The following is a 17,424-nucleotide window of genomic DNA, read 5'->3' on the forward strand; positions in this document are numbered from 1 at the left end:
TTGCACGCTGAGCCGTCACAGCTGTGCCGGATGGTTCAGTCGAGACGCCACAGGCAATGTTCTCGATGCCAAGCGAACCGCCAAAATAGCGTCTAGGCTGAGAGTAACGGCAAGAAAGTAAGCAGAGTGAAACATGCGTTGAGGCTGGCTGTCGTTGAGGGCAGATCCATGGGTCTCCGGTGGATCGATATCGGCCGCGCCACCTGAAGCTGCCATTGCCCGCAAGGATGTATCACCCAGCAAGGCAACCTCGGCCATCAAGGCCTAGGTCAAATTCAAGCCGCCGTCCGACAACAAGATTTCCCCTGTGATGTAATCCGTCCTGATCAGCATCATGACTGCCTGAGCAATGTCCTCTGGCCGCGCTGCCCGCTTCATGGGGGCCTGAGCTTTCCACAACGCTTGCGCCTCGATCCAGTCGGCTGTCAGGGGCGTGTCAACCAGACCGGGCGCGACCGCGTTCACTCTGATCTCGGGCCCCAGCGATCGAGCAAGAAGACGCGTTACATGATTGAGGGCTGCCTTGGCGGCCGCATAAGGGATCGATCCTCCCTTTGGTCGCACACCGGCATGCGAGCTGATATTGATGACACAAGCCCTGCCTTTCCTATGAGCCGACTTTCGCAGATGCTTCTCGCTCAGCGCGATAAGCTGGAAAGGAGCGATGACGTTGACCTCATACTGCGCTCGCCAGATGTCGGGACTGGCCGCTGCAAGATCGTCATGCGGGATCAGCCCGCTGATCCCGGCATTGTTAACCAGAACATCCAGCTTTCCGGCTATGTCGGCGGCCTCGGAGATGAGGCGGACCCTCTCCACCTCCTGGGAAAGGTCGGCCTGGATGTAGGCCGCGAAACCAAGTTCCGCAGCAAGCGCCATGCCCTTTTCTTGTGACCTGCCTGAATGCAGGATCACGAACAGGCCTTCGTCGACAAGCCGACGCGCAATAGCCGCCCCTATGCCAGATGTGGACCCGGTTACCAAAGCAACCTGCCGATTGGTCGCAGTCCGGTTCATCATCTCTCCCATGCTCTTCTACTGTGATTGACGGCCACAGAACCGCTGTTGTAGCACCTCCCTCCCGCAGCGGAAGCTCTGCCCCTTCAGCCGGATTGTGTCGAGGTGCAGGTCCCTTGTGAAAACGTCGCGCGGCTGCAGGCCTGGGGGGCGGATGACATGGCTGTGAGGCAGGCGGCCACGATTGCCTCTTGTCCAACTACCCACCAAGCAGCCGCTATCCGCAACATGGCGCAGGTATGCAAGACAATCGAGCAACCCTTTACAACGTCCGACGTTTGCATCTGGCACTCAAGAGGAGATCAGCCATGTCCATTGACAAGCAGACCAGCCGCNGGAAATCGGGTGGTTACGATATAGGCCACGGCCACGGCCTTGAACTGTTCGACGGGACAGTCGCAGAAGGGCGAGGTGACCCGTTCCGTGACCATGTGCAGAAGACGCTGCAGGGCGCTCTCGGCCATGGCCTCCATGAGATAGGCCCGGTCGGGGATGACCGCTCTCAACTCCTCGCGCGTGATCCCCAAGTGTTTGGCGATCGCCTTGAGACGAGGCGGCTTGCCGGTTTCCGAAGCCTTGCGAGTAGCAACCCGGACGGTTGCCGACAGGATGTTTTCACCCGGTTGAAGAAAAGTGCTCATCAAGATGACCCTGTTCTCCGAAGGGCTGTTCTGTCGCAAAAGGTGCAGCAAGACGCAAGGGTTCACGGTTTTCCTAGTTTGCCGGCGATATGCGCTCAGGTTCGGATCCGCAACGTCCTCCGATGACCGGGAACATTTGAATGCAGCAGGACTTTTGCTTTCAGGAGGACTGGATGCAGCAAGAGCTTGTCAAAAGATCAGACAGGAAAGATGCCGAACAGGGCAGAAACCGGGCGAAGCTTCACCTGAGATCGGGAAGGGTCGAAACGACAGCGGAGGTAGATCTCGTATCGACAGGGCTTCTTGCCATCGGTGCTGTCAACGGCGGTGCAAAACCCGGCCACGCGGCGGCGTAAAACCTGGCCCGGTGGCGGTGGCTGGCACCATGGCGCGCGCGCTCATCGGCGTCATCTGGGTCGCCCGCATTGTTCATCAGGTAGATGCCGAAGAAGGCCACTTACCCCACGGGGCCGCTCCCTCCGCATGGGCAGGAGCAATGAATAGTGCTGCAGCAAATGTCAGGAGTAAGCGGCGGCTGCGCCCCACTTGCGTTCAGCTTGACGGCTTGAAGTTCTAGGGCAGCAGGTCGTCGTCCTGAGCCTGCGGGTGACCGGCTGCGTTGGCTTCCAAGGTTGCCTTGAGTAGGCGAAGGACTCGACACCGTTGACCTTTGCGGTGGCGATCAGGGATACGATGCGCGCCCCGGATCGCTCGCCCTCGTCACCTCAATCTGGGTGGCGCAGGTATGCAAGACAATCGAGCAACCCTTTACAACGTCCGACGTTTGCATCTGGCACTCAAGAGGAGATCAGCCATGTCCATTGACAAGCAGACCAGCCGCGAACCGGCCCAGGACCGCAGGAATGTTGCCGGCGGTCAGGACCACGAAGTGCGCTACGAGGCCGAGAAGATGGGTGTCTCGAAGGACGAGGTCCGTGACGCTGTCAAATCGGAAGGCAACAGCCGGAAGAAGGTCGAGGACAAGCTTGGTGGATGAGGACCCCGAGTTCCTGTCCCGCAAAGCCATCAGAGCCATCGCCGTCGAGGCGACGATCAACCACTACCAGATCGTGATCACCGCAGAGGACATGGCGGAAATCCTGATGGAGCGGTGCGATCCTGCCGACCCTTGCTACCAGCGTGCGGCCGAGTGTCTGATCGCGTTCCAGGAAGGCAAGGCCGAGGGAGAGACGGCACGGGAAGCCTTCATCGACGCACTGGAAAGTGCCGGCATCTTTTATCGGGATGAGTGAAGCAGGGAGAAGCGCGGCCGCCCGGTCAGTCCCGACCATTTCCAGCCACCCAGGTATCAGGCCTTCAGGAAGGCTCTGCCAGAGGCATTAACGATCACCGGTCTGAAAACAGCTTGCTGGTGAACACCGCGGTCTCCGGTATGCCCTTCGGCCCCAAGGACGACACCCGGGGGAGCGATCAGGATGCAGATGTCTGCCAAAGAAACGTTCGCTTGAACCAGCCCCATGAATGCGTTGTGAATTGACCAGCTTGCTGGCTCTTGCGATCTTTTCCGTTCCCGGATTGCCATATTGGCCGGTGCTGCGCCGCAATAGCTTCACGCAAGACCAAGCAGCACCAGAGCAATACCGCCCGCAGCCTAGTAGGGAAACCAGCGGCAACAGCCTCTTACTCGGAGACCTTCTTCACGAACTGTGACTTGAGTCCCATCTGGCCAATACCCGGGATCTTGCAATCAATATCGTGATCTCCCGCCACAAGGCGAATACCGCGCACCTTTGTGCCCACCTTGACTGTGGATGAAGAACCCTTCACCCGCAGATCCTTGATCACGGTGACAGTGTCGCCGTCGCGTAGAATGTTCCCAACGCTGTCGCGGACCTCAGGCTCATTGTCCTCCGTCGCATCCGCCTGCCATTCATGGCCGCATTCCGGACACACCAGAAGGGCGTCCATCGGGTAAGCGTAGGTGGAGGAGCATGCGGGGCACGGCGGCAGCGTTTCGGTCATGCCGAACTATAGAACTGGTCTGCTCAGGAAGCCAGAGACTGCACAGGTCGTGGGAATGTGCCGGTGTCAGAACTACTCATTCCCGCCATAGCTTACTCTGCCTGAGCATTAGCCCGAACCCGGTGTGGGAACCTGGAAGATGGCATCGGCCATGCCTACCTCTGTAGAGGAGGCGGGATTTTCGTTGAAAAGGCGCCACCCGTGACCAAAGATGTGAGGCCGATCGTGATAATCGACGCCAACGACTTGGCCCGGTTGCCTGACCGGACGCCAAGCACCCATGTTTTCGAGCGCCGAAGAACCCGACCGGGTCGCCTGCAGCCCTTCAGCAACTTGTCCAGCAGTTCGTTAGAAATCGCCATTGTCCTTGTTCCTCTCAGGAAGCATGGACCGTATCAGTGATACACAGAAGATCGGACACCCTCGGAAGCCCCTTTTGCCACTTGGTCAATCCAACCGAGAGTGCCTATACCCTTGAACGATCAAAGTGGTCAGCCCGGCATCTGCAGGAAGACAGCCTTCATCGCGCCAGAATAGCCTTCACCACCCGGGTCAAGTCCGCTTCGGCCGTGGCGCTTTTTGCCGTGGAACGCCAGGCGACATGATGATCCGGGCGGACGAGCAGGCAGCCGTCGTCGCGGATCTCGGACAGGCGCGCCCAGTCACCGCTGTGATCGACATAGGTCTGGCGCGGGCCGATGACATGGGTGGCGATCTCGATCCCCAGTTCTGCCGCCAGCGCCTCGGCCGCCTGGACCCAGGATTCACCGCCCAAGCCGGTCAGCAGGGTAAAGCGGCCGTGCCCGCACAGATCCAGCGTCGAGACTTCAGCTCCAGTGTCGTGCCGGTAAAGCCAGGCATGAGGCAGCCGCGCTCCGGGCCATGTGGTCGGCTGATAATGCAGATCGGCATCCATTGAAAAAGCGGGTTCGATCTGACCATCCGTCACGATGGCGTCCGAACGGTAACGCTGGTTCATCTCGACGCCATGGGCGTCGAACTCGTATTTCTTGAAAGCGATGGCCTTGCGGATCGCCTCGCGCTGCTCCTCGGCCTCGGGAGTGCCATGGGTGCGGGCTTGCAGGTTCGTCTGCATCTGCTCGGGGCTGACGCCTTCGGCCATGCCGAGGGCGGCAAAGATGGGGCCGGTCTCGGCGATGGACTGGTTGGCCCGGGTGACGATCTGCCTAGCAATCGGCGCCCGCTCGGCGTCGTAGCTGTCCAGCAGGTGTTCGCCCGCCTGTCCCTTGACCACCATCGCCAGCTTCCAAGCCAGGTTGAAGGCATCCTGGATCGAGGTGTTCGATCCCAGTCCGTTCGATGGCGGATGGCGGTGGATCGCGTCGCCCATGCAGAACACCCGTCCCTGCGAGGTCCGGGTCGCGTAATAGTTGTTCACGGTCCAGGTGTTCGCGGACAGAAGCTCGATTTCCAGATCCGGGTCGCCGATCAACTGACGCGCGACCCCGGTGGCGAACTCCGGCGTGACCTCAGGTTCGGGTCCATTGATGTCATAGCCCCAGACGATCAGCCATTCGTTCCAGGGCCGCACCATTCGCACCAGTCCCATGCCGATACCGCCGACATCCGCACCGGGCTGCATGACCCAGTAGAGAACCGAAGGACGGTGGGCGACATATCTGGCCAGGTCGGCGCGGAAATGGATGTTCATGCTGCCGCCCACGGCCATCTTGCCTTCGAACGGCAGGCCTGCATGTTCGGCGACCAGCGATTTGCCACCATCCGCGCCGACAAGGTATTTCGAGCGGATGGTGACCTCCCTGCCCGAAAGCCGGTCGAGGCAGGTCGTTGTCACCCCGGTCGTGTCCTGTTCGTGCCGCAGGTATTCGGTGGACATGCGCGCCTGCGTGCCCCGCGAACAGGCGGTCTTGAACAGCAGCGGCTCCAGGTAGGTCTGCGGCAGGTCGTTCATCTTCGTGGGCGAGGACATCAGGTGTTCGGCCTTGGACAGCGGGTGGTTGCCCCAGGCCTTCATCCGGCCGATCTCCTCTCCGGCCAGGCTTTCGCAGAAGATGTTTTCGCCCATCAACTCTTGGTGGGTGGCGAACATGTAGGCCTCGTCCTCAACCTCGCGGCCCAGGTCGCGCAAGACCTCCATCGTGCGCTGGTTGGTAATATGGGCGCGCGGCGTATTGGCCAGCCAGCGATAACGGTTCACCGCGATGTTGGCGATGCCGTAGCCGGACAGCAGCGCCGCCGTGGCCGAGCCCGCTGGCCCCGTGCCGATGATCAGCACATCAGTGCTCATGTCTGCCATGAATGTCCTCCCAAGGATATGCAGCGGGGGTGGGCCTCCTTGCCCGCCCCCTTTCAGGATCAGATGGCGGGTTCGTTCCCCGCCCATGCGGCCCCTAACACGCCGCGGATGCCCTCACGCGTCACGGCGCGCGGATTCCAGTAGGGGTTGGCCGAGGCCAGATCGGCCGCCCGATCCAGATCGCTTTCCTTCAGGCCAAGGTCGCGCAGTGCCAAGGGCGCACCGGCGTCGCGCGCGAAATGCCACAAGCCCAGTCCCGGATTGTCGTGGCCGAAAAGTTCGCTCACCGGCGCCAGCAGATCGGGCACTGCCTTTGCATTGAAGGCCAGGGCATGGGGCAGGATCACCGCATGGGTTTCGGCATGGGGCAGGTCGAAGCTGCCGCCCAGCGTATGGCAAAGCTTGTGATGCAGCGCCATGCCCACCTGTCCCAGAACCGTGCCGCAGAGCCAGGCACCGTAAAGGGTCTGCCCGCGCGCCGCCACGTCATCCGGTCGGGACATGACAGTGGGCAAGCTGTCTCGAAAGGCGCGCATCCCCTCGACCGCCATCAGCGACGACAAGGGCGAGCGGTCGCGCGCGTAAAGCCCCTCGGCCGCATGGGCCATCGCGTTCAGGGCACTGGTCACGGTCATCCCGACCGGCAGGCTGGTCACCAGTTCGGCGTCATAGAGGATCAACTCAGGCTGGACGGCGGGGCTGGTCAGCGTAGTCTTCACGCCATTTTCGGTCTGTCCCAGGATCCCCGTCGCCTCGGACCCGGCATAGGTGGTCGGCACCACGATCTGCGGCAGATCGGTGCGCAGCGCGATGGCCTTGCCCAAGCCCGTGGTCGATCCGCCTCCGACCGAAACCAGCACATCCGCCCCCAGCTCGCGCGCCAGGGCGGTGGCCTGTTCCGAGACATCGACCGGCGTGTGCATCGTCGCGCCCGTGAAGCGGCCGATCGCCGCCGGGCCGCACAGCGCCGCGAATTCATCGGCCATGGCGGCCTGCTGCGGCGTGGTCAGGATCAGCGCCCGGCTCGCGCCCAGTGCCTTGATCTCCTCGGCCACGGCCTTGCGGATGCCGGCGCCGAAACGCACGCGCACCGCTGCACTGCGCGCGGTGAACTCATCGCGGTAAAAGGACATGGCTCCTCCTTATCCTGAGACAAGTGTATGGTTGGGAAACAGAAATATTGATCGGATATTCATGGCGTAATATCACTTTCCGCTATGAAGCTGGACAGTGAACATCTCGAAATCCTCGCGGCCATTGTCGAACAGGGCGGCCTGACCGAAGGGGCCGAGGCCCTGGGCAAGTCGCAGCCTTCGGTTTCGCGCTCGATGGCGCTTCTGGAGGCGCGCATCGGCCTGCCCTTGTTCGAGCCGGGGCGCCGCCCCCTGCGCCCGACCGAACTGGGCGCCAGCCTGGCGCGCCTTGGCGGCCGCATCCACCGCGCCAACAAGGAAGCCAGCCTGTTGGTGCAGCGTTACCGTCAGGGGCTGGCGGGGCGGCTGCGGGTCGGCGGATCGCCGATCTTCATGGATGGCGTCGTGGCCTCGATGATCGCGGAGTTCCAATCGCGCCATGCCGATGTGCAGATCGACCAGTCCTATGGCTATCTGGACCAGCTTGAGGCCGGGCTGAGGAACGGCGGCCTGGATGTGGCGATCCTGCCGCTGCATCCCGGACAGGTGCCTGCGGATCTGGATTTCACGCCGCTCTTGTCGGGCAACAATGTCATCGCCTGCCGCGCGGGCCATCCGCTGACCCGCACGCGCGGCATCACGCTGAACCATATCGCGCCCTATGCCTGGATCGCGCCGCCTGCCGACAGCCCGCTCTATCGCGACCTGCAACGGGCGCTGAAATCCATCGGGCAGGAGGATTTCCGCGTGAACTTCTCGGGCGGGACGCTGGCCTCGATCCAGTCCGTTCTGACCGGATCGGACGCGTTGACGGTGCTGCCCTATTCGGTGGTGTTCCTGTCGCGCCGCACCATCCCGCTGGAGGCGCTGCCGCTGAAGATCGACCATGCCGAACGCCAGTTGGGCATCCTGCGGGTGTCCGACCGTCAGTTGCCCCCGGCGGTGCGGCAGTTGACGGGTTTCCTGCTGATCGAATGCCAGCGGCTTCAGGCACGGATGGACCATGACCAGCAGATCACCCGGCGGCGCGGCTGATCATTTCAGCGCCAAATAGGTCGCGGCATCAAGCTGCGCGATCCTGACCGCGACGGTCAGCCTACTGATGCGCGACAGGGCGTCGCGCATCTCGCGCCCGACCTGTTCAAGCCGGTCGCGCGTGCGCGACGGACGCGGCATTACGTTCAGTTCGACGTTGATCCCTGGCTGATCGGGCAGCGCCAGGACCGGAAGCACCGCGAACTGGCAGGCTGCGGGCGCGACCTCCAGCCCGTCGCACAGCATTGCCCGCAGCTCCGGCAGCAGGCCGGACACGGCCGGGCGCAGCGCATCGTAGCAGGTTTCGTCGATATAGATCTTGACGTTGGGCATGGCGGCCTCAAACCGGAACCAGGACGAAATCGAAGGGCGATCGCCAAAGCGTCTCGCCACCCTCAAGGCGTTCGTAGGGGGCGACCAGCGTGTCCTTGACGCCGAATACCGCGTCCGAGGTCAGGTATTCGTCATTGCCCACGAAGGTATGCGTGACCAGCCGCTGATAACCCGGCGCGGTGACCAGATAGTGCATGTGCGCGGGCCGGTAGGGATGGCGGCCCAGATGGTCCAGCATCTGCCCCACCGGCCCGTCGTCGGGGATCGGATAGCTGACCGGCTTGATGCCGACAAAGCTGTATCGCCCGTCCGGCCCGGTGATGAAGCGGCCGCGGTTGTTCCATTTCGGCTGGATGCCCGGCTGCTGCACGTCGTAATACCCGTCGGCGTTGTCGGACCAGACATCGACGGTGGCGCCCTCGACCGGGTTGCCGTCCAGATCCAGCACACGGCCTTCAAACAGGCAGCTTTCGCCCTTGCCATCCAGGCTGATGGTGTCGCCCATTTGCCGGATCGGCGCACCATCGACATGGAAAGGGCCAAAGACGGTGTTCTCGGTCGCGCCCTCGGGGCGGCGGTTGTTGATCGCATCAACCAGCATCGACACCCCCAGCACGTCGGACAGCAGGATGAATTCCTGTCGTTCGTCCGAACAGATCTGGCCGGCGCGGGTCAGGAAGCCGATGGCGTATTCCCATTCCTCCTGCGTCAGGCCCACATCCTTGATGAAGCCGTGCAGGTGCCGGACCAGGCTTTCCATAACGGTCGCCAGCCGGGCGTCGGTCTGCGCGCCCATGCGGCCGTTCACGGTGTCGGTTGAGTTGGCTTCGGTGAAATAGCTCACGAGTCTTTCTCCCTATGGATCGGTGGGCGTGATAGGCCGAGGCGCCGCATGGGACAGCGGCAACAGATCCCAACCGGTGCGTTCGATGAACCCGCCCCACAGGCCGCGGCGCGCGAACAGCATGATCGCAATGCCGATCAGCCCCAGGACAATCAGATAGACGGTGCCGTAATCGGCCAGCAGCCTTTGCAGGCCATAGAAGACCAGAACGCCCACGACAGGGCCAGGCAGCGTGCCGATGCCGCCGATCACGACGATGAAGATGACGAATGCGGTCCAGTCCAGCAGGGAGAAGGCCGCATCGGGGGAAATCCGCCCGATCTGGATAAACAGAAGCCCGCCGCAGATGCCCGTGCCGAAGGCAGTCAGCAGAAAGACCAATGCCTTCAGCCGCACGGGATCGACGCCCACCGACCGTGCCGCGACCGGATTGTCGCGCACCGCCTGCAAGCCCAACCCCATGCGCGATCGCAGGAAGGCCCAGCTTGCGACCAGCATCGCCATCACCAGCGCCAGCGCCAGCCAATAGGTCAGCGCATCGACTGCCGCCGCCTTGGAGCCGCCGATCAGGGCGCGGATGGCCTCGATCCCCGGCATCTCCTGCACGGCGGCCTTCGGCAGCGCGGTTCCGGTGCCACCGCCCAATGCCTTCCATTGACTGATGCCCAGCCGGGCGATGTCGGCCACCGCCCAGGTGCCGATGGCAAAATAGGCGCCATTCAGGCGAAAGGTGAAGAAGGCCACTGGCACCGACAGCGCCATGGCGACCAGCCCGCCGATCAGCAACCCGGCCAGCGGATCCATGCCCCACAGGATGACACAGGCAAACATGCCGTAGGCACCAATGCCGACGAAGGCCTGCTGGCCCACGGACACCAGCCCCGCAAAGCCCGCCAGCATATTCCAGTTTAGCGCCAGCACCAGCAGGCACAGGACCATGAACAGATCCTGCACCAGCGCGCGGCTGCCGATCACCGGAAGTGCCGCCAGCAGGATGACTGCCAGAAGCAGGAGCACGGGAAGAAGCATCTTTCTCATGGCCCTGCCCCTAATCATTGGCGCGCGGAAACAGCCCGCGCGGGCGCACCAGCAGCACGGCGACAAAGGCCAGGTGCCCGGCAAGGATCTGCCATTCGGGGTTCAGCGCCGCGCCGAAGGTCTGCGCTACACCGATCACCAATCCCCCCGCAAGCGTGCCCCACAGGCTGCCCAGACCGCCGATAATCACCGCCTCGAAGGCGTAGAGCAGGCGCGCGGGCCCAGCCGAAGGATCGAAATTCGCCCGTGCGCCCAGATAAAGCGCAGCAATTGTCGCCACCACCAGAGCGATGCCGGTCGCCACCGCAAAGACGCGCTGCGGTCGGATGCCCATCAGTTGCGCCGTCACCGGATCGTCCGAGGTGGCGCGGAACGCCCGGCCAAGCGCGGTGCGGTAGAAAAGCTGATTCAGCCCGAAGATCACCGCCACGGCGGAGGCAAAGGTGATCAGCGGCATCACTCCCAGGTTGACCGGCCCCAAGGCCAGCGACTGCGCCTCGACCGGGCCCACGGGCAGCTTGCGACTGTCAGCCGAAGACCCCATCAGCAGTGCGTTCTGGATCACGACTGACAGGCCGAATGTCACCAGAAGCGGCGGCAGGATATCCTCGCCCAGCACCCGGTTCAGAAGCGCCGTCTGCAACAGCCAGCCCAAGGCGAACATCGGCGGCAGCGCAAGCGCGGCGGCCAGGAAGGGGTTCAGCCCGGTTGCCGTCCCGATCCCCAGGATCAGATAGGCGCCCAGCACGATCAGGTCTCCATGAGCCAGATTGACCAGCCGCATGATCCCGAAGACCAGCGAAAGCCCGGCCGCGAACAAGGCGTAAAGCCCGCCCAGCATCAACCCCTGGATCAGCGTGTCCAGCCAGATCATCCGTGTCTTACCCCGAAATAGGCGTCGTGGATCGCATTGCGGCCAAGGCTTGCCGGGGCACCGGACAGGGTGATCCGCCCTTCCATCATGCAATGCACATGATCGGCCACCTTCAGCGCCTGACCGATGTCCTGTTCGACCACGACAATGGCGGTGCCGCTGTCGCGGATGGTCGGGAAGGCGGCATAAATCTCACGGATCACCACCGGGGCAAGGCCAAGCGACAGCTCGTCACACAGCAGGACGCGCGGGTTCGACATCAGCGCCCGGCCGATGGCGACCATCTGCTGCTGTCCGCCGGACAATGCGGTGCCGGGATGGTTCCTGCGGTCGCGCAGCACCGGGAACAGGTCATAGAGCCGCTGCAGGGTCCAGAAGCCGCTGCCCTGCCGGGCATGGGCGCCGATGCGCAGGTTTTCCTCGACTGTCAGGCTGGGAAACAGCCGCCGCCCTTCGGGCACCATGGCCACGCCCGCGCGCAGGATCTCGGGCGCGGCCATCCGGTCCAGCCGCCGGCCGTCCAGCACCACCGACCCGCCCGTGACCCGCGCGATGCCGGTGATCGCCCGCATCAGCGTGGTCTTGCCCGCGCCGTTCGCGCCGATGATGGCAAGCGTCTGGCCTGCATCCAGCGTCAGATCCACACCGAACAGGGCTTGGAAATCGCCGTAATGAGCGGTCAGCCCGGTCAGTTCCAGAAGCGCGCTCATGCCTCGATCCCCAGATAGATCTCGCGCACCTCGGGGGCCGCCATGACCTGATCGGGCACGCCGATCATCAGCACCCGTCCGAAGTTCAGCACCATCAGCCGCGTTACGACGGCGGTCAGCGCGTGCAGCACATGCTCGATCCACAGGATCGCGGTCCCCTCTGCGTGGATGTCGCGGATGGTCGCGACCAGTTCGCCACATTCGGCATCGGTCAGCCCCCCCGCGATCTCGTCCAGCAGGATCACGCGGGGCCGCGTGGCCATGGCGCGCGCCAGTTCCAGCCGCTTTCGGTTCAGAAGCGGCAGCCCCCCCGCTTGGCGGTCGGCAAGCGCCGCCAGCCCGGTGCGACGCAGGAGGTCCATGCAGTAATCGGGCGCCTCGGCCGCGCTGATGCCGCCGCCGAACCGCGCCGCGACAAGCAGATTTTCGTAAACCGACAGGTGACCAAAAGGTTGGGGGATTTGGAAGGACCGGCCGATGCCGCTGGCGCAACGCTGCATCGGCGTCTCGGCGGTGATGTCGCGCCCGTCCAGACTGACACTGCCCTTGTCGGGACGCAGGTTGCCGGTGATCAGGTTGAACAGCGTCGATTTCCCGGCGCCGTTCGGGCCGATAATGCCCAGTGCCTCGCCAGGGGCCAGGTCAAAGCTGACAGCCTCGGCCACCGTCAGCGCGCCAAAGCGTTTCGACACATCCCGCAGCGATAGGATCGCCATGGCCCTCTCCCTTGTCTGGCCGGTCTGCCTGATGCCCACCCTAGAGGCGGGCCGGCGCGAATTGGATCGGATGATCCGGCGGCAATATCGCCTTCCGTTATGAAGGCGCTTGTGCCGGAATGTCAGCGGAACACGTCACGGCTATCCTCTACCATCAGGGTCAGGCTGGCGCGGCCGTCCGCCGCCTCGCGCAGGCGATGCCAGCGCCGATCCAGATAGATCAGCGATTCCAGTTCCGGCGCGTTGGGGGCATGGCCCGCCACGCCTTCCAGCAGCTCTGCCACCACCAGGGTCGCGCCTTCCACCGGCAGCGAGCCCTGGATCCTCGCGCGGAACCAGGTCGCGACGCCGCTATAACGTGGCTCGCCCGTGGGCAGTCGCTCCCAAGCGACACCGGGGCCGAAGCGGTCCGCCCCCGGCGTTGCCCCTAGCTCCGCCAGCGCCAGGTCGTCATAGCGCAGAAGATGGATTACGATCCCGCCCGCTCCCAGCACCGCTGCCGTCGAGCCTGAGCGCGACGACAGCGAGAAGGCCACCGTGGGCGGTTCCGCACTGACCGAGATCAGAGAGGAAACGGTCATCGCCACCGGCCGGTCCCCCGGATCGGCGGTGATCACCGCCACCCCGGCGGGATGGCAACGGAAGGCTTCACGAAAGGCCTGCGAAAGCGGTTGGTCGGTCATCTGCGCTCCGGGATTGCTGCCGGGACAGGGGATGCCCCGCCCCGGCGGATGCTTACTTCTTCTCGATCAGGTCGTAGAACTGCCAGACCCGGTCCGACCACTGGCCGCCCAGTTCACGGCCCGCCGCGGTGACGATGGAGGGCGCGATGGTGAAATGGTTCGCAGCCACCATCATGTCGCGGAAGGTCCGCTGGATCACGCCGGCGCGCAAGCCAGCCCCGCCCGAGGCACGATAGGCGAAGTTGCAGACCTCGACGCCGGTCTCGTGGATCTGGGCCTTGGCCAGATGGACAAGGCTGATCTGGCGAGTGGTCATCATCTGGCCGCTTTCTGCCAGATGCTCTATCTCGCCCCAGACCTCCATAACGAAGGCGCGTGCGGCACGATAGCTGGCCTCGGCGCGGCCATAGTCATGCCAGAACTTCTCGCTTTCCCCGATCAGTCCGGCGCGGCCGGATTTCGACCGCGCAAAGCCCGCGATCTCGTCCAGCATCCGCCGCCCGGCGCCCATGGCCCAGCCGGTATGGCCAATGGCGGCAAGGCCCACGATCCCCAAGCTGAACAGCTCCTTCAGGCGCTGCGGCGGCGCGGTCAGGATGGGGAACACCAGATCCTCGGCGATGAACACGTCCTCGGCGGCATAGTCGATGGACCCGGTGCCCTTCAGCCCCAGCACGTCCCAGTTGCCAAGTTGCCTGTGTTCCGGGATGGGGGCGTGGGCGCACATGACGATGACGTTGCCGGCCTCGTCCTTGGCAGGCTTGCCGGTGCCGTCATCCACGAAGCAGGCGGAATGCGACCAGGTGGCATGGGAAAAGCCCGAGCCATAGCTCCATTTGCCGGTCAGGGTATAGCCGCCCTCGACCTTCTTCAGCATCCCGAGCGGCGCGCCCTGTCCGGAAAAGCGGTTGTCGGTGCCGGGCGCGAATAGGCGTTCCACTGCAGAGTCGGGCAGGAAGGCCGCCGACATCGCGCCGATGCAGCAATGCACCATCGACACCCAGCCGGCCGAGCCGGAATGATAGCTGACGGCCTCCAGCAGCTGCAGCACCTCGGTCGGGCGCATCTGCGCGCCGCCCAGTTCCTCGGTCGCCAGAAGGTGCGAGAAACGCAGCGGCTTCAGCAGCGCGAAGGTTTCGGGCGTCAACTCTCCCGCCGCTTCGTCCGCGGCGGCATTGGCTTCAAGCTGCGGGCCGATCTGGGCGATCTGCTTCAGCATCTCGCGGTAATCGACGGATTTGCCCCAATAGCCGTGATTCATGGGCTTGTTCATCTTGCTCCTCCTCAAGGACAAGGGTTCAGGTGGCGAGGAAATCGCCAATGGTCTTCAGGGTTTCGGGACGTTCCTGCGGCACAAGGTGGCCGGTTTCGGGAACGGACAGGAACTGCGCATCGCGCAGGTTCTCCAGCCAGATCGGCGCTTGCGAAGCGGGCAGCAGCCGGTCCTGCTCGCCCCAGACCAGCAGGGTCGGGTTGGTGATCCGCGCCATGAAGCGCCTGAGGTTCGGATGGCCCATGCCGAAAGGTGCGCAGAGCCGCCCGACCAGATCGCCCTCGCGCGCGCGGTCGGCACTGAAGGACTCGGCAACGGCGGCGTCGCTGCCGTCGGGAAAGAAGCGCGCCGCAACCGCAGAGTCATGGGACAGATAGCCGGGGAAGTCCTGCGGTGCGATGGCGTTCAAGGGCGTGGCCGGATGGGCCGGGTCATTCAGCCCGGCGGGTGCGATCAGCACCAGCTTGTCGAAGCGTTCGCGGGCGATGGCGGCCAGTTCGGTGGCCATCCAGCCGCCCATGGAAAAGCCCATCAGGTGCGGCTTTTCCGGCAGGTCCAGCGCATCCATCAGGTTCAGGTAATGCAGCAGCATATCTGAGATGTCGGCGACATGCGGTGCAGGTCCGGAAAGCCCCATGCCCGGATGACTGGGCAGCAGCACGCGGAAGCGGTCGGCAAGCCCTTCGGCAAAATCAAAACCCTCCAGCGTGGCGGCACCGTGCAGGAACAGGATCGGCTTGCCGGAACCGATAGCCTTCACCACCGTCCGCACGCCGCCGATGTCGTATTCCAGCGTCTCAAAGTTCAGGGCCATGTCTTGCTTCTCCTCAGGACAGTTCGGGCTGGATCAGCACCTTGCATTGCGTAGTGCGACGGCGCAGGGATTCGAACACTTGCGGCACCTGCGGGAGGCCGATCCGGTCGGTGATGATCGCCTGCGGTGCAAAAGGACCGGAGGCCAGCGCGTCCAGCGCCATGCCGAATTCATTTCGCTGGTGAAAGAAGACGCTGAAGATCAGGTCGATTTCCTTGGACAGCGCGACAAAGGGATCCCATTCATCGCCGCCGATGCACAACCCGACGCCGATCACCTTGCCTTGCAGCCGCACAGCCTTGGTTGCCGCTTGCAGCAGGCCCGGCTTACCCACGCATTCGAAGACGATGTCGGGCGCGCCGCCGCACAGATCGGCCAGATTTTCGGCCAGGTCGGGGCCGGACAGCGCAAAGCCCGTGGCCCCCAGGGCCAGCGCCCGGTCCCGCTGATGGTCATGCAGGTCGGCCACCACAACATGGCTGGCCCCCATCCGCCGCGCCCAGAAGGCGACCAGCAGGCCGATGGGACCGGCGCCGATCACCGCCACCCGATCTCCGGGCTTCATGCCGGACCGGACGATGCAATGCAGCGCCACCGCCAGCGGCTCGGCCAACGCGGCATCAGCCAGCGCCACGCTATCCGGCAAGCGTTGGCACTGGCGGGCGGCGACGGTGACGTGGTCGGCATAGCCGCCGCCGATCAGCACCATGTCGCGGCAGCGCGCCGGATCGCCGGCCAGGCAGCGCGGGCAATGGCCGCAGCCGCGCATCGGCACCACGGCCACCTGGTCGCCGGGGCGCAGATCGCGCACCTTGGCGCCCGTCGCCGCCACCTCGCCCGCGATTTCATGTCCCAGAACGAAGCCCGGCCCGATGCCGAAGGGCTTGGGATCCTCGGTGATGTGCAGGTCGCTGCCGCAGATACCGCAACCGGCAACGCGCAGCACGACCTCGTCAGGGGCGGGCGCGGGATCGGGGCGGATGTCGGTGCGCAGCGGCTGGCCCACCGCGTCGAAGATGACCGCCTTCATGGCTTGTTCCTTTCCAGAACCAGATGGCGGCGGATCGGGAACCAGGGCGCATCCCAGCGGGCCGAGATCATGCCCCAGATGCCGGTGCGGGCATAAAGCGCGACCAGAACCGTCATCACCCCAAGGACGACGAAATAGCTGGCGCCGTATTCGCCGAAATACCGGTCCGCGACGAAATAGATCAGCGTGCCGATCAGCACCCCCTCGATCGACGCAATGCCGCCGACCATGACGATGAAGATGGCGATGTTCGACCACATCGAATCAAAGGCCGAAGGCGGGTTGATGCGCAGTTGCGCCATGAAATAGACCGCACCCACCAAGCCACAGCCCACGGCCGCCGCGACATAGATCATGAAGCGCAACCGGCGCACGTTCACGCCCTGGCTGGCCGCCGCCACCGGATTGTCGCGCATGGCGATCAGCGCGAGTCCGAAACGCGAGCGCAGGAACCGGTAGCTACCGCCGATGCTGACAAGGATCAGCAGCGCGCAGAACAGCGACATGGCGATGTTGCGCTGAAAGGCGGAGTAATCCTTCATCACCGACAGCGACATGCCCGCGCCCGCATTCACCCAGGACAGGTTCGAGGCGACCAGGCGGAACACCTCGGCCACGACCCAGGTGCCGATGGCGAAATAGGGCCCGTCCAGGCGGTGCAGCAGCAGATAGCAGGGCACGGCCAGAACCAGGGGCACCAGCAGCGACAGGAAGACCGCCAGGAACGGGTTCACCCCGAAGGTCTGGGCCAGCACGAACAGCGCATAGCCCGCCGCCCCGATGAAGGCTTGCTGTCCCACCGACACAAGGCCCGCATAGCCCGCCAGCAGGTTCCACATCTGCGCGACGGCGACATAGCAGCACAGTTCCAACACCATGCGGATGGTGCCGGTCTTGGCCCACCAGGGCATCGCCGCCAGTCCAATCACCGCCAGCACGAACAGCGCCAACGCGATCCGCCCCGAGGCGGTCTGCCGCCGGATTTGCACCTGCGGCGGCATCATGGAAACAAAGGTCATGTC

General features: G+C 64.1%; 20 protein-coding genes and 1 pseudogene. 4 read left to right on the plus strand and 17 right to left on the minus strand.

The window, feature by feature from the left end:
• Positions 1-15: 15 nt before the first annotated feature.
• Both IEX25_RS14725 and IEX25_RS14730 read right to left on the minus strand, forming a co-directional pair.
• Entirely contained in the window at positions 16-258 is a 243-nt protein-coding gene (locus tag IEX25_RS14725; protein ID WP_188715891.1) for a hypothetical protein, read from the minus strand.
• Positions 259-264: 6 nt separating this feature from the next.
• The gene (locus IEX25_RS14730; RefSeq protein ID WP_167623874.1) at positions 265-1,017 is read right to left on the minus strand and encodes an SDR family NAD(P)-dependent oxidoreductase; all 753 of its coding nucleotides are present in this window, start codon (positions 1,015-1,017) and stop codon (positions 265-267) included.
• A gap of 781 nt (positions 1,018-1,798) precedes the next feature.
• Between IEX25_RS14730 and IEX25_RS14740 the strand changes: the two genes are divergently transcribed.
• Entirely contained in the window at positions 1,799-2,014 is a 216-nt protein-coding gene (locus tag IEX25_RS14740; protein WP_188715894.1) for a hypothetical protein, read from the plus strand.
• A 217-nt stretch (positions 2,015-2,231) separates the two neighbouring features.
• Here IEX25_RS14740 and IEX25_RS20670 read toward each other — a convergent pair.
• A pseudogene (locus IEX25_RS20670) lies at positions 2,232-2,380 on the minus strand (transposase domain-containing protein); the annotation flags it as partial.
• Positions 2,381-2,472: 92 nt separating this feature from the next.
• On the opposite strand from IEX25_RS20670, the gene IEX25_RS14745 reads away from it, so the two are divergent.
• Positions 2,473-2,655, plus strand: a complete 183-nt coding sequence (locus tag IEX25_RS14745; RefSeq protein WP_188715896.1) for a DUF3606 domain-containing protein — start codon at positions 2,473-2,475, stop codon at positions 2,653-2,655.
• Positions 2,648-2,911: a DUF982 domain-containing protein gene (locus IEX25_RS14750; protein WP_188715897.1), complete on the plus strand. Its 264-nt coding sequence runs from the start codon at positions 2,648-2,650 to the stop codon at positions 2,909-2,911. The genes IEX25_RS14745 and IEX25_RS14750 overlap by 8 nt, the downstream gene beginning before the upstream one ends.
• A 388-nt stretch (positions 2,912-3,299) precedes the next feature.
• Here the strand turns inward: IEX25_RS14750 and IEX25_RS14755 are convergent, their stop codons facing one another.
• The 3 genes from IEX25_RS14755 to IEX25_RS14765 form a co-directional block, all read right to left on the minus strand.
• A complete protein-coding gene (locus IEX25_RS14755; RefSeq protein WP_167623837.1) occupies positions 3,300-3,641 on the minus strand; it encodes a zinc ribbon domain-containing protein YjdM in 342 nt (113 codons plus the stop codon).
• Positions 3,642-4,161: 520 nt separating this feature from the next.
• Entirely contained in the window at positions 4,162-5,919 is a 1,758-nt protein-coding gene (locus tag IEX25_RS14760) for an FAD-dependent oxidoreductase (RefSeq protein WP_188715899.1), read from the minus strand.
• Between the two features lie 59 nt (positions 5,920-5,978).
• Positions 5,979-7,052: a maleylacetate reductase gene (locus IEX25_RS14765; RefSeq protein WP_188715900.1), complete on the minus strand. Its 1,074-nt coding sequence runs from the start codon at positions 7,050-7,052 to the stop codon at positions 5,979-5,981.
• 84 nt (positions 7,053-7,136) lie between these two features.
• On the opposite strand from IEX25_RS14765, the gene IEX25_RS14770 reads away from it, so the two are divergent.
• Entirely contained in the window at positions 7,137-8,087 is a 951-nt protein-coding gene (locus tag IEX25_RS14770; protein WP_188715902.1) for a LysR family transcriptional regulator, read from the plus strand.
• On the opposite strand, the gene IEX25_RS14775 is transcribed toward IEX25_RS14770, so the two are convergent.
• The 11 genes from IEX25_RS14775 to IEX25_RS14825 all read right to left on the minus strand — a co-directional run bounded on the left by IEX25_RS14775 (position 8,088) and on the right by IEX25_RS14825 (position 17,421).
• Positions 8,088-8,420, minus strand: a complete 333-nt coding sequence (locus tag IEX25_RS14775; RefSeq protein ID WP_188715904.1) for a hypothetical protein — start codon at positions 8,418-8,420, stop codon at positions 8,088-8,090.
• A gap of 7 nt (positions 8,421-8,427) precedes the next feature.
• Positions 8,428-9,264: an intradiol ring-cleavage dioxygenase gene (locus tag IEX25_RS14780; RefSeq protein WP_229665274.1), complete on the minus strand. Its 837-nt coding sequence runs from the start codon at positions 9,262-9,264 to the stop codon at positions 8,428-8,430.
• Positions 9,265-9,276: 12 nt separating this feature from the next.
• Positions 9,277-10,302: a branched-chain amino acid ABC transporter permease gene (locus tag IEX25_RS14785; RefSeq protein WP_229665276.1), complete on the minus strand. Its 1,026-nt coding sequence runs from the start codon at positions 10,300-10,302 to the stop codon at positions 9,277-9,279.
• Between the two features lie 10 nt (positions 10,303-10,312).
• Positions 10,313-11,176 (minus strand): branched-chain amino acid ABC transporter permease, encoded by an 864-nt coding sequence (locus tag IEX25_RS14790; RefSeq protein WP_188715907.1) that lies wholly within the window; start codon positions 11,174-11,176, stop codon positions 10,313-10,315.
• On the minus strand, positions 11,173-11,886 hold the full coding sequence (locus IEX25_RS14795) for an ABC transporter ATP-binding protein (protein ID WP_188715910.1): 714 nt from the start codon (positions 11,884-11,886) through the stop codon (positions 11,173-11,175). Before IEX25_RS14795 ends, IEX25_RS14790 begins: the two co-directional genes overlap by 4 nt.
• Complete coding sequence (locus IEX25_RS14800) at positions 11,883-12,602, minus strand: ABC transporter ATP-binding protein (RefSeq protein WP_188715912.1); 720 nt, start codon at positions 12,600-12,602, stop codon at positions 11,883-11,885. Before IEX25_RS14800 ends, IEX25_RS14795 begins: the two co-directional genes overlap by 4 nt.
• A 122-nt stretch (positions 12,603-12,724) precedes the next feature.
• A complete protein-coding gene (locus IEX25_RS14805) occupies positions 12,725-13,285 on the minus strand; it encodes a flavin reductase family protein (protein WP_188715913.1) in 561 nt (186 codons plus the stop codon).
• A gap of 52 nt (positions 13,286-13,337) precedes the next feature.
• Positions 13,338-14,558, minus strand: coding sequence for an acyl-CoA dehydrogenase family protein (locus IEX25_RS14810; RefSeq protein WP_188715915.1), 1,221 nt, complete (start codon positions 14,556-14,558; stop codon positions 13,338-13,340).
• Between the two features lie 25 nt (positions 14,559-14,583).
• Entirely contained in the window at positions 14,584-15,372 is a 789-nt protein-coding gene (locus IEX25_RS14815) for an alpha/beta fold hydrolase (RefSeq protein WP_188715917.1), read from the minus strand.
• A gap of 13 nt (positions 15,373-15,385) precedes the next feature.
• Positions 15,386-16,402, minus strand: coding sequence for a zinc-dependent alcohol dehydrogenase (locus IEX25_RS14820; RefSeq protein WP_188715919.1), 1,017 nt, complete (start codon positions 16,400-16,402; stop codon positions 15,386-15,388).
• Positions 16,399-17,421: a branched-chain amino acid ABC transporter permease gene (locus tag IEX25_RS14825; protein ID WP_188715921.1), complete on the minus strand. Its 1,023-nt coding sequence runs from the start codon at positions 17,419-17,421 to the stop codon at positions 16,399-16,401. The genes IEX25_RS14820 and IEX25_RS14825 overlap by 4 nt, the downstream gene beginning before the upstream one ends.
• Between the last annotated feature and the right edge of the window lie 3 nt (positions 17,422-17,424).

The sequence above is a fragment of the Paracoccus acridae genome (assembly GCF_014642735.1).
Classification (GTDB): Bacteria; Pseudomonadota; Alphaproteobacteria; order Rhodobacterales; family Rhodobacteraceae; genus Paracoccus; species Paracoccus acridae.

What these genes read in the sequence shown, in the direction of transcription:
- IEX25_RS14725 (WP_188715891.1), bottom strand. Translation starts at nt 258, where the DNA reads ATGGCCGAGGTTGCCTTGCTGGGTGATACATCCTTGCGGGCAATGGCA.
- IEX25_RS14730 (WP_167623874.1), bottom strand. Translation starts at nt 1,017, where the DNA reads ATGAACCGGACTGCGACCAATCGGCAGGTTGCTTTGGTAACCGGGTCC.
- IEX25_RS14740 (WP_188715894.1), top strand. Translation starts at nt 1,799, where the DNA reads ATGCAGCAGGACTTTTGCTTTCAGGAGGACTGGATGCAGCAAGAGCTT.
- IEX25_RS14745 (WP_188715896.1), top strand. Translation starts at nt 2,473, where the DNA reads ATGTCCATTGACAAGCAGACCAGCCGCGAACCGGCCCAGGACCGCAGG.
- IEX25_RS14755 (WP_167623837.1), bottom strand. Translation starts at nt 3,641, where the DNA reads ATGACCGAAACGCTGCCGCCGTGCCCCGCATGCTCCTCCACCTACGCT.
- IEX25_RS14760 (WP_188715899.1), bottom strand. Translation starts at nt 5,919, where the DNA reads ATGGCAGACATGAGCACTGATGTGCTGATCATCGGCACGGGGCCAGCG.
- IEX25_RS14765 (WP_188715900.1), bottom strand. Translation starts at nt 7,052, where the DNA reads ATGTCCTTTTACCGCGATGAGTTCACCGCGCGCAGTGCAGCGGTGCGC.
- IEX25_RS14770 (WP_188715902.1), top strand. Translation starts at nt 7,137, where the DNA reads ATGAAGCTGGACAGTGAACATCTCGAAATCCTCGCGGCCATTGTCGAA.
- IEX25_RS14775 (WP_188715904.1), bottom strand. Translation starts at nt 8,420, where the DNA reads ATGCCCAACGTCAAGATCTATATCGACGAAACCTGCTACGATGCGCTG.
- IEX25_RS14785 (WP_229665276.1), bottom strand. Translation starts at nt 10,302, where the DNA reads ATGAGAAAGATGCTTCTTCCCGTGCTCCTGCTTCTGGCAGTCATCCTG.
- IEX25_RS14790 (WP_188715907.1), bottom strand. Translation starts at nt 11,176, where the DNA reads ATGATCTGGCTGGACACGCTGATCCAGGGGTTGATGCTGGGCGGGCTT.
- IEX25_RS14795 (WP_188715910.1), bottom strand. Translation starts at nt 11,886, where the DNA reads ATGAGCGCGCTTCTGGAACTGACCGGGCTGACCGCTCATTACGGCGAT.
- IEX25_RS14800 (WP_188715912.1), bottom strand. Translation starts at nt 12,602, where the DNA reads ATGGCGATCCTATCGCTGCGGGATGTGTCGAAACGCTTTGGCGCGCTG.
- IEX25_RS14805 (WP_188715913.1), bottom strand. Translation starts at nt 13,285, where the DNA reads ATGACCGACCAACCGCTTTCGCAGGCCTTTCGTGAAGCCTTCCGTTGC.
- IEX25_RS14810 (WP_188715915.1), bottom strand. Translation starts at nt 14,558, where the DNA reads ATGAACAAGCCCATGAATCACGGCTATTGGGGCAAATCCGTCGATTAC.
- IEX25_RS14815 (WP_188715917.1), bottom strand. Translation starts at nt 15,372, where the DNA reads ATGGCCCTGAACTTTGAGACGCTGGAATACGACATCGGCGGCGTGCGG.
- IEX25_RS14820 (WP_188715919.1), bottom strand. Translation starts at nt 16,402, where the DNA reads ATGAAGGCGGTCATCTTCGACGCGGTGGGCCAGCCGCTGCGCACCGAC.
- IEX25_RS14825 (WP_188715921.1), bottom strand. Translation starts at nt 17,421, where the DNA reads ATGACCTTTGTTTCCATGATGCCGCCGCAGGTGCAAATCCGGCGGCAG.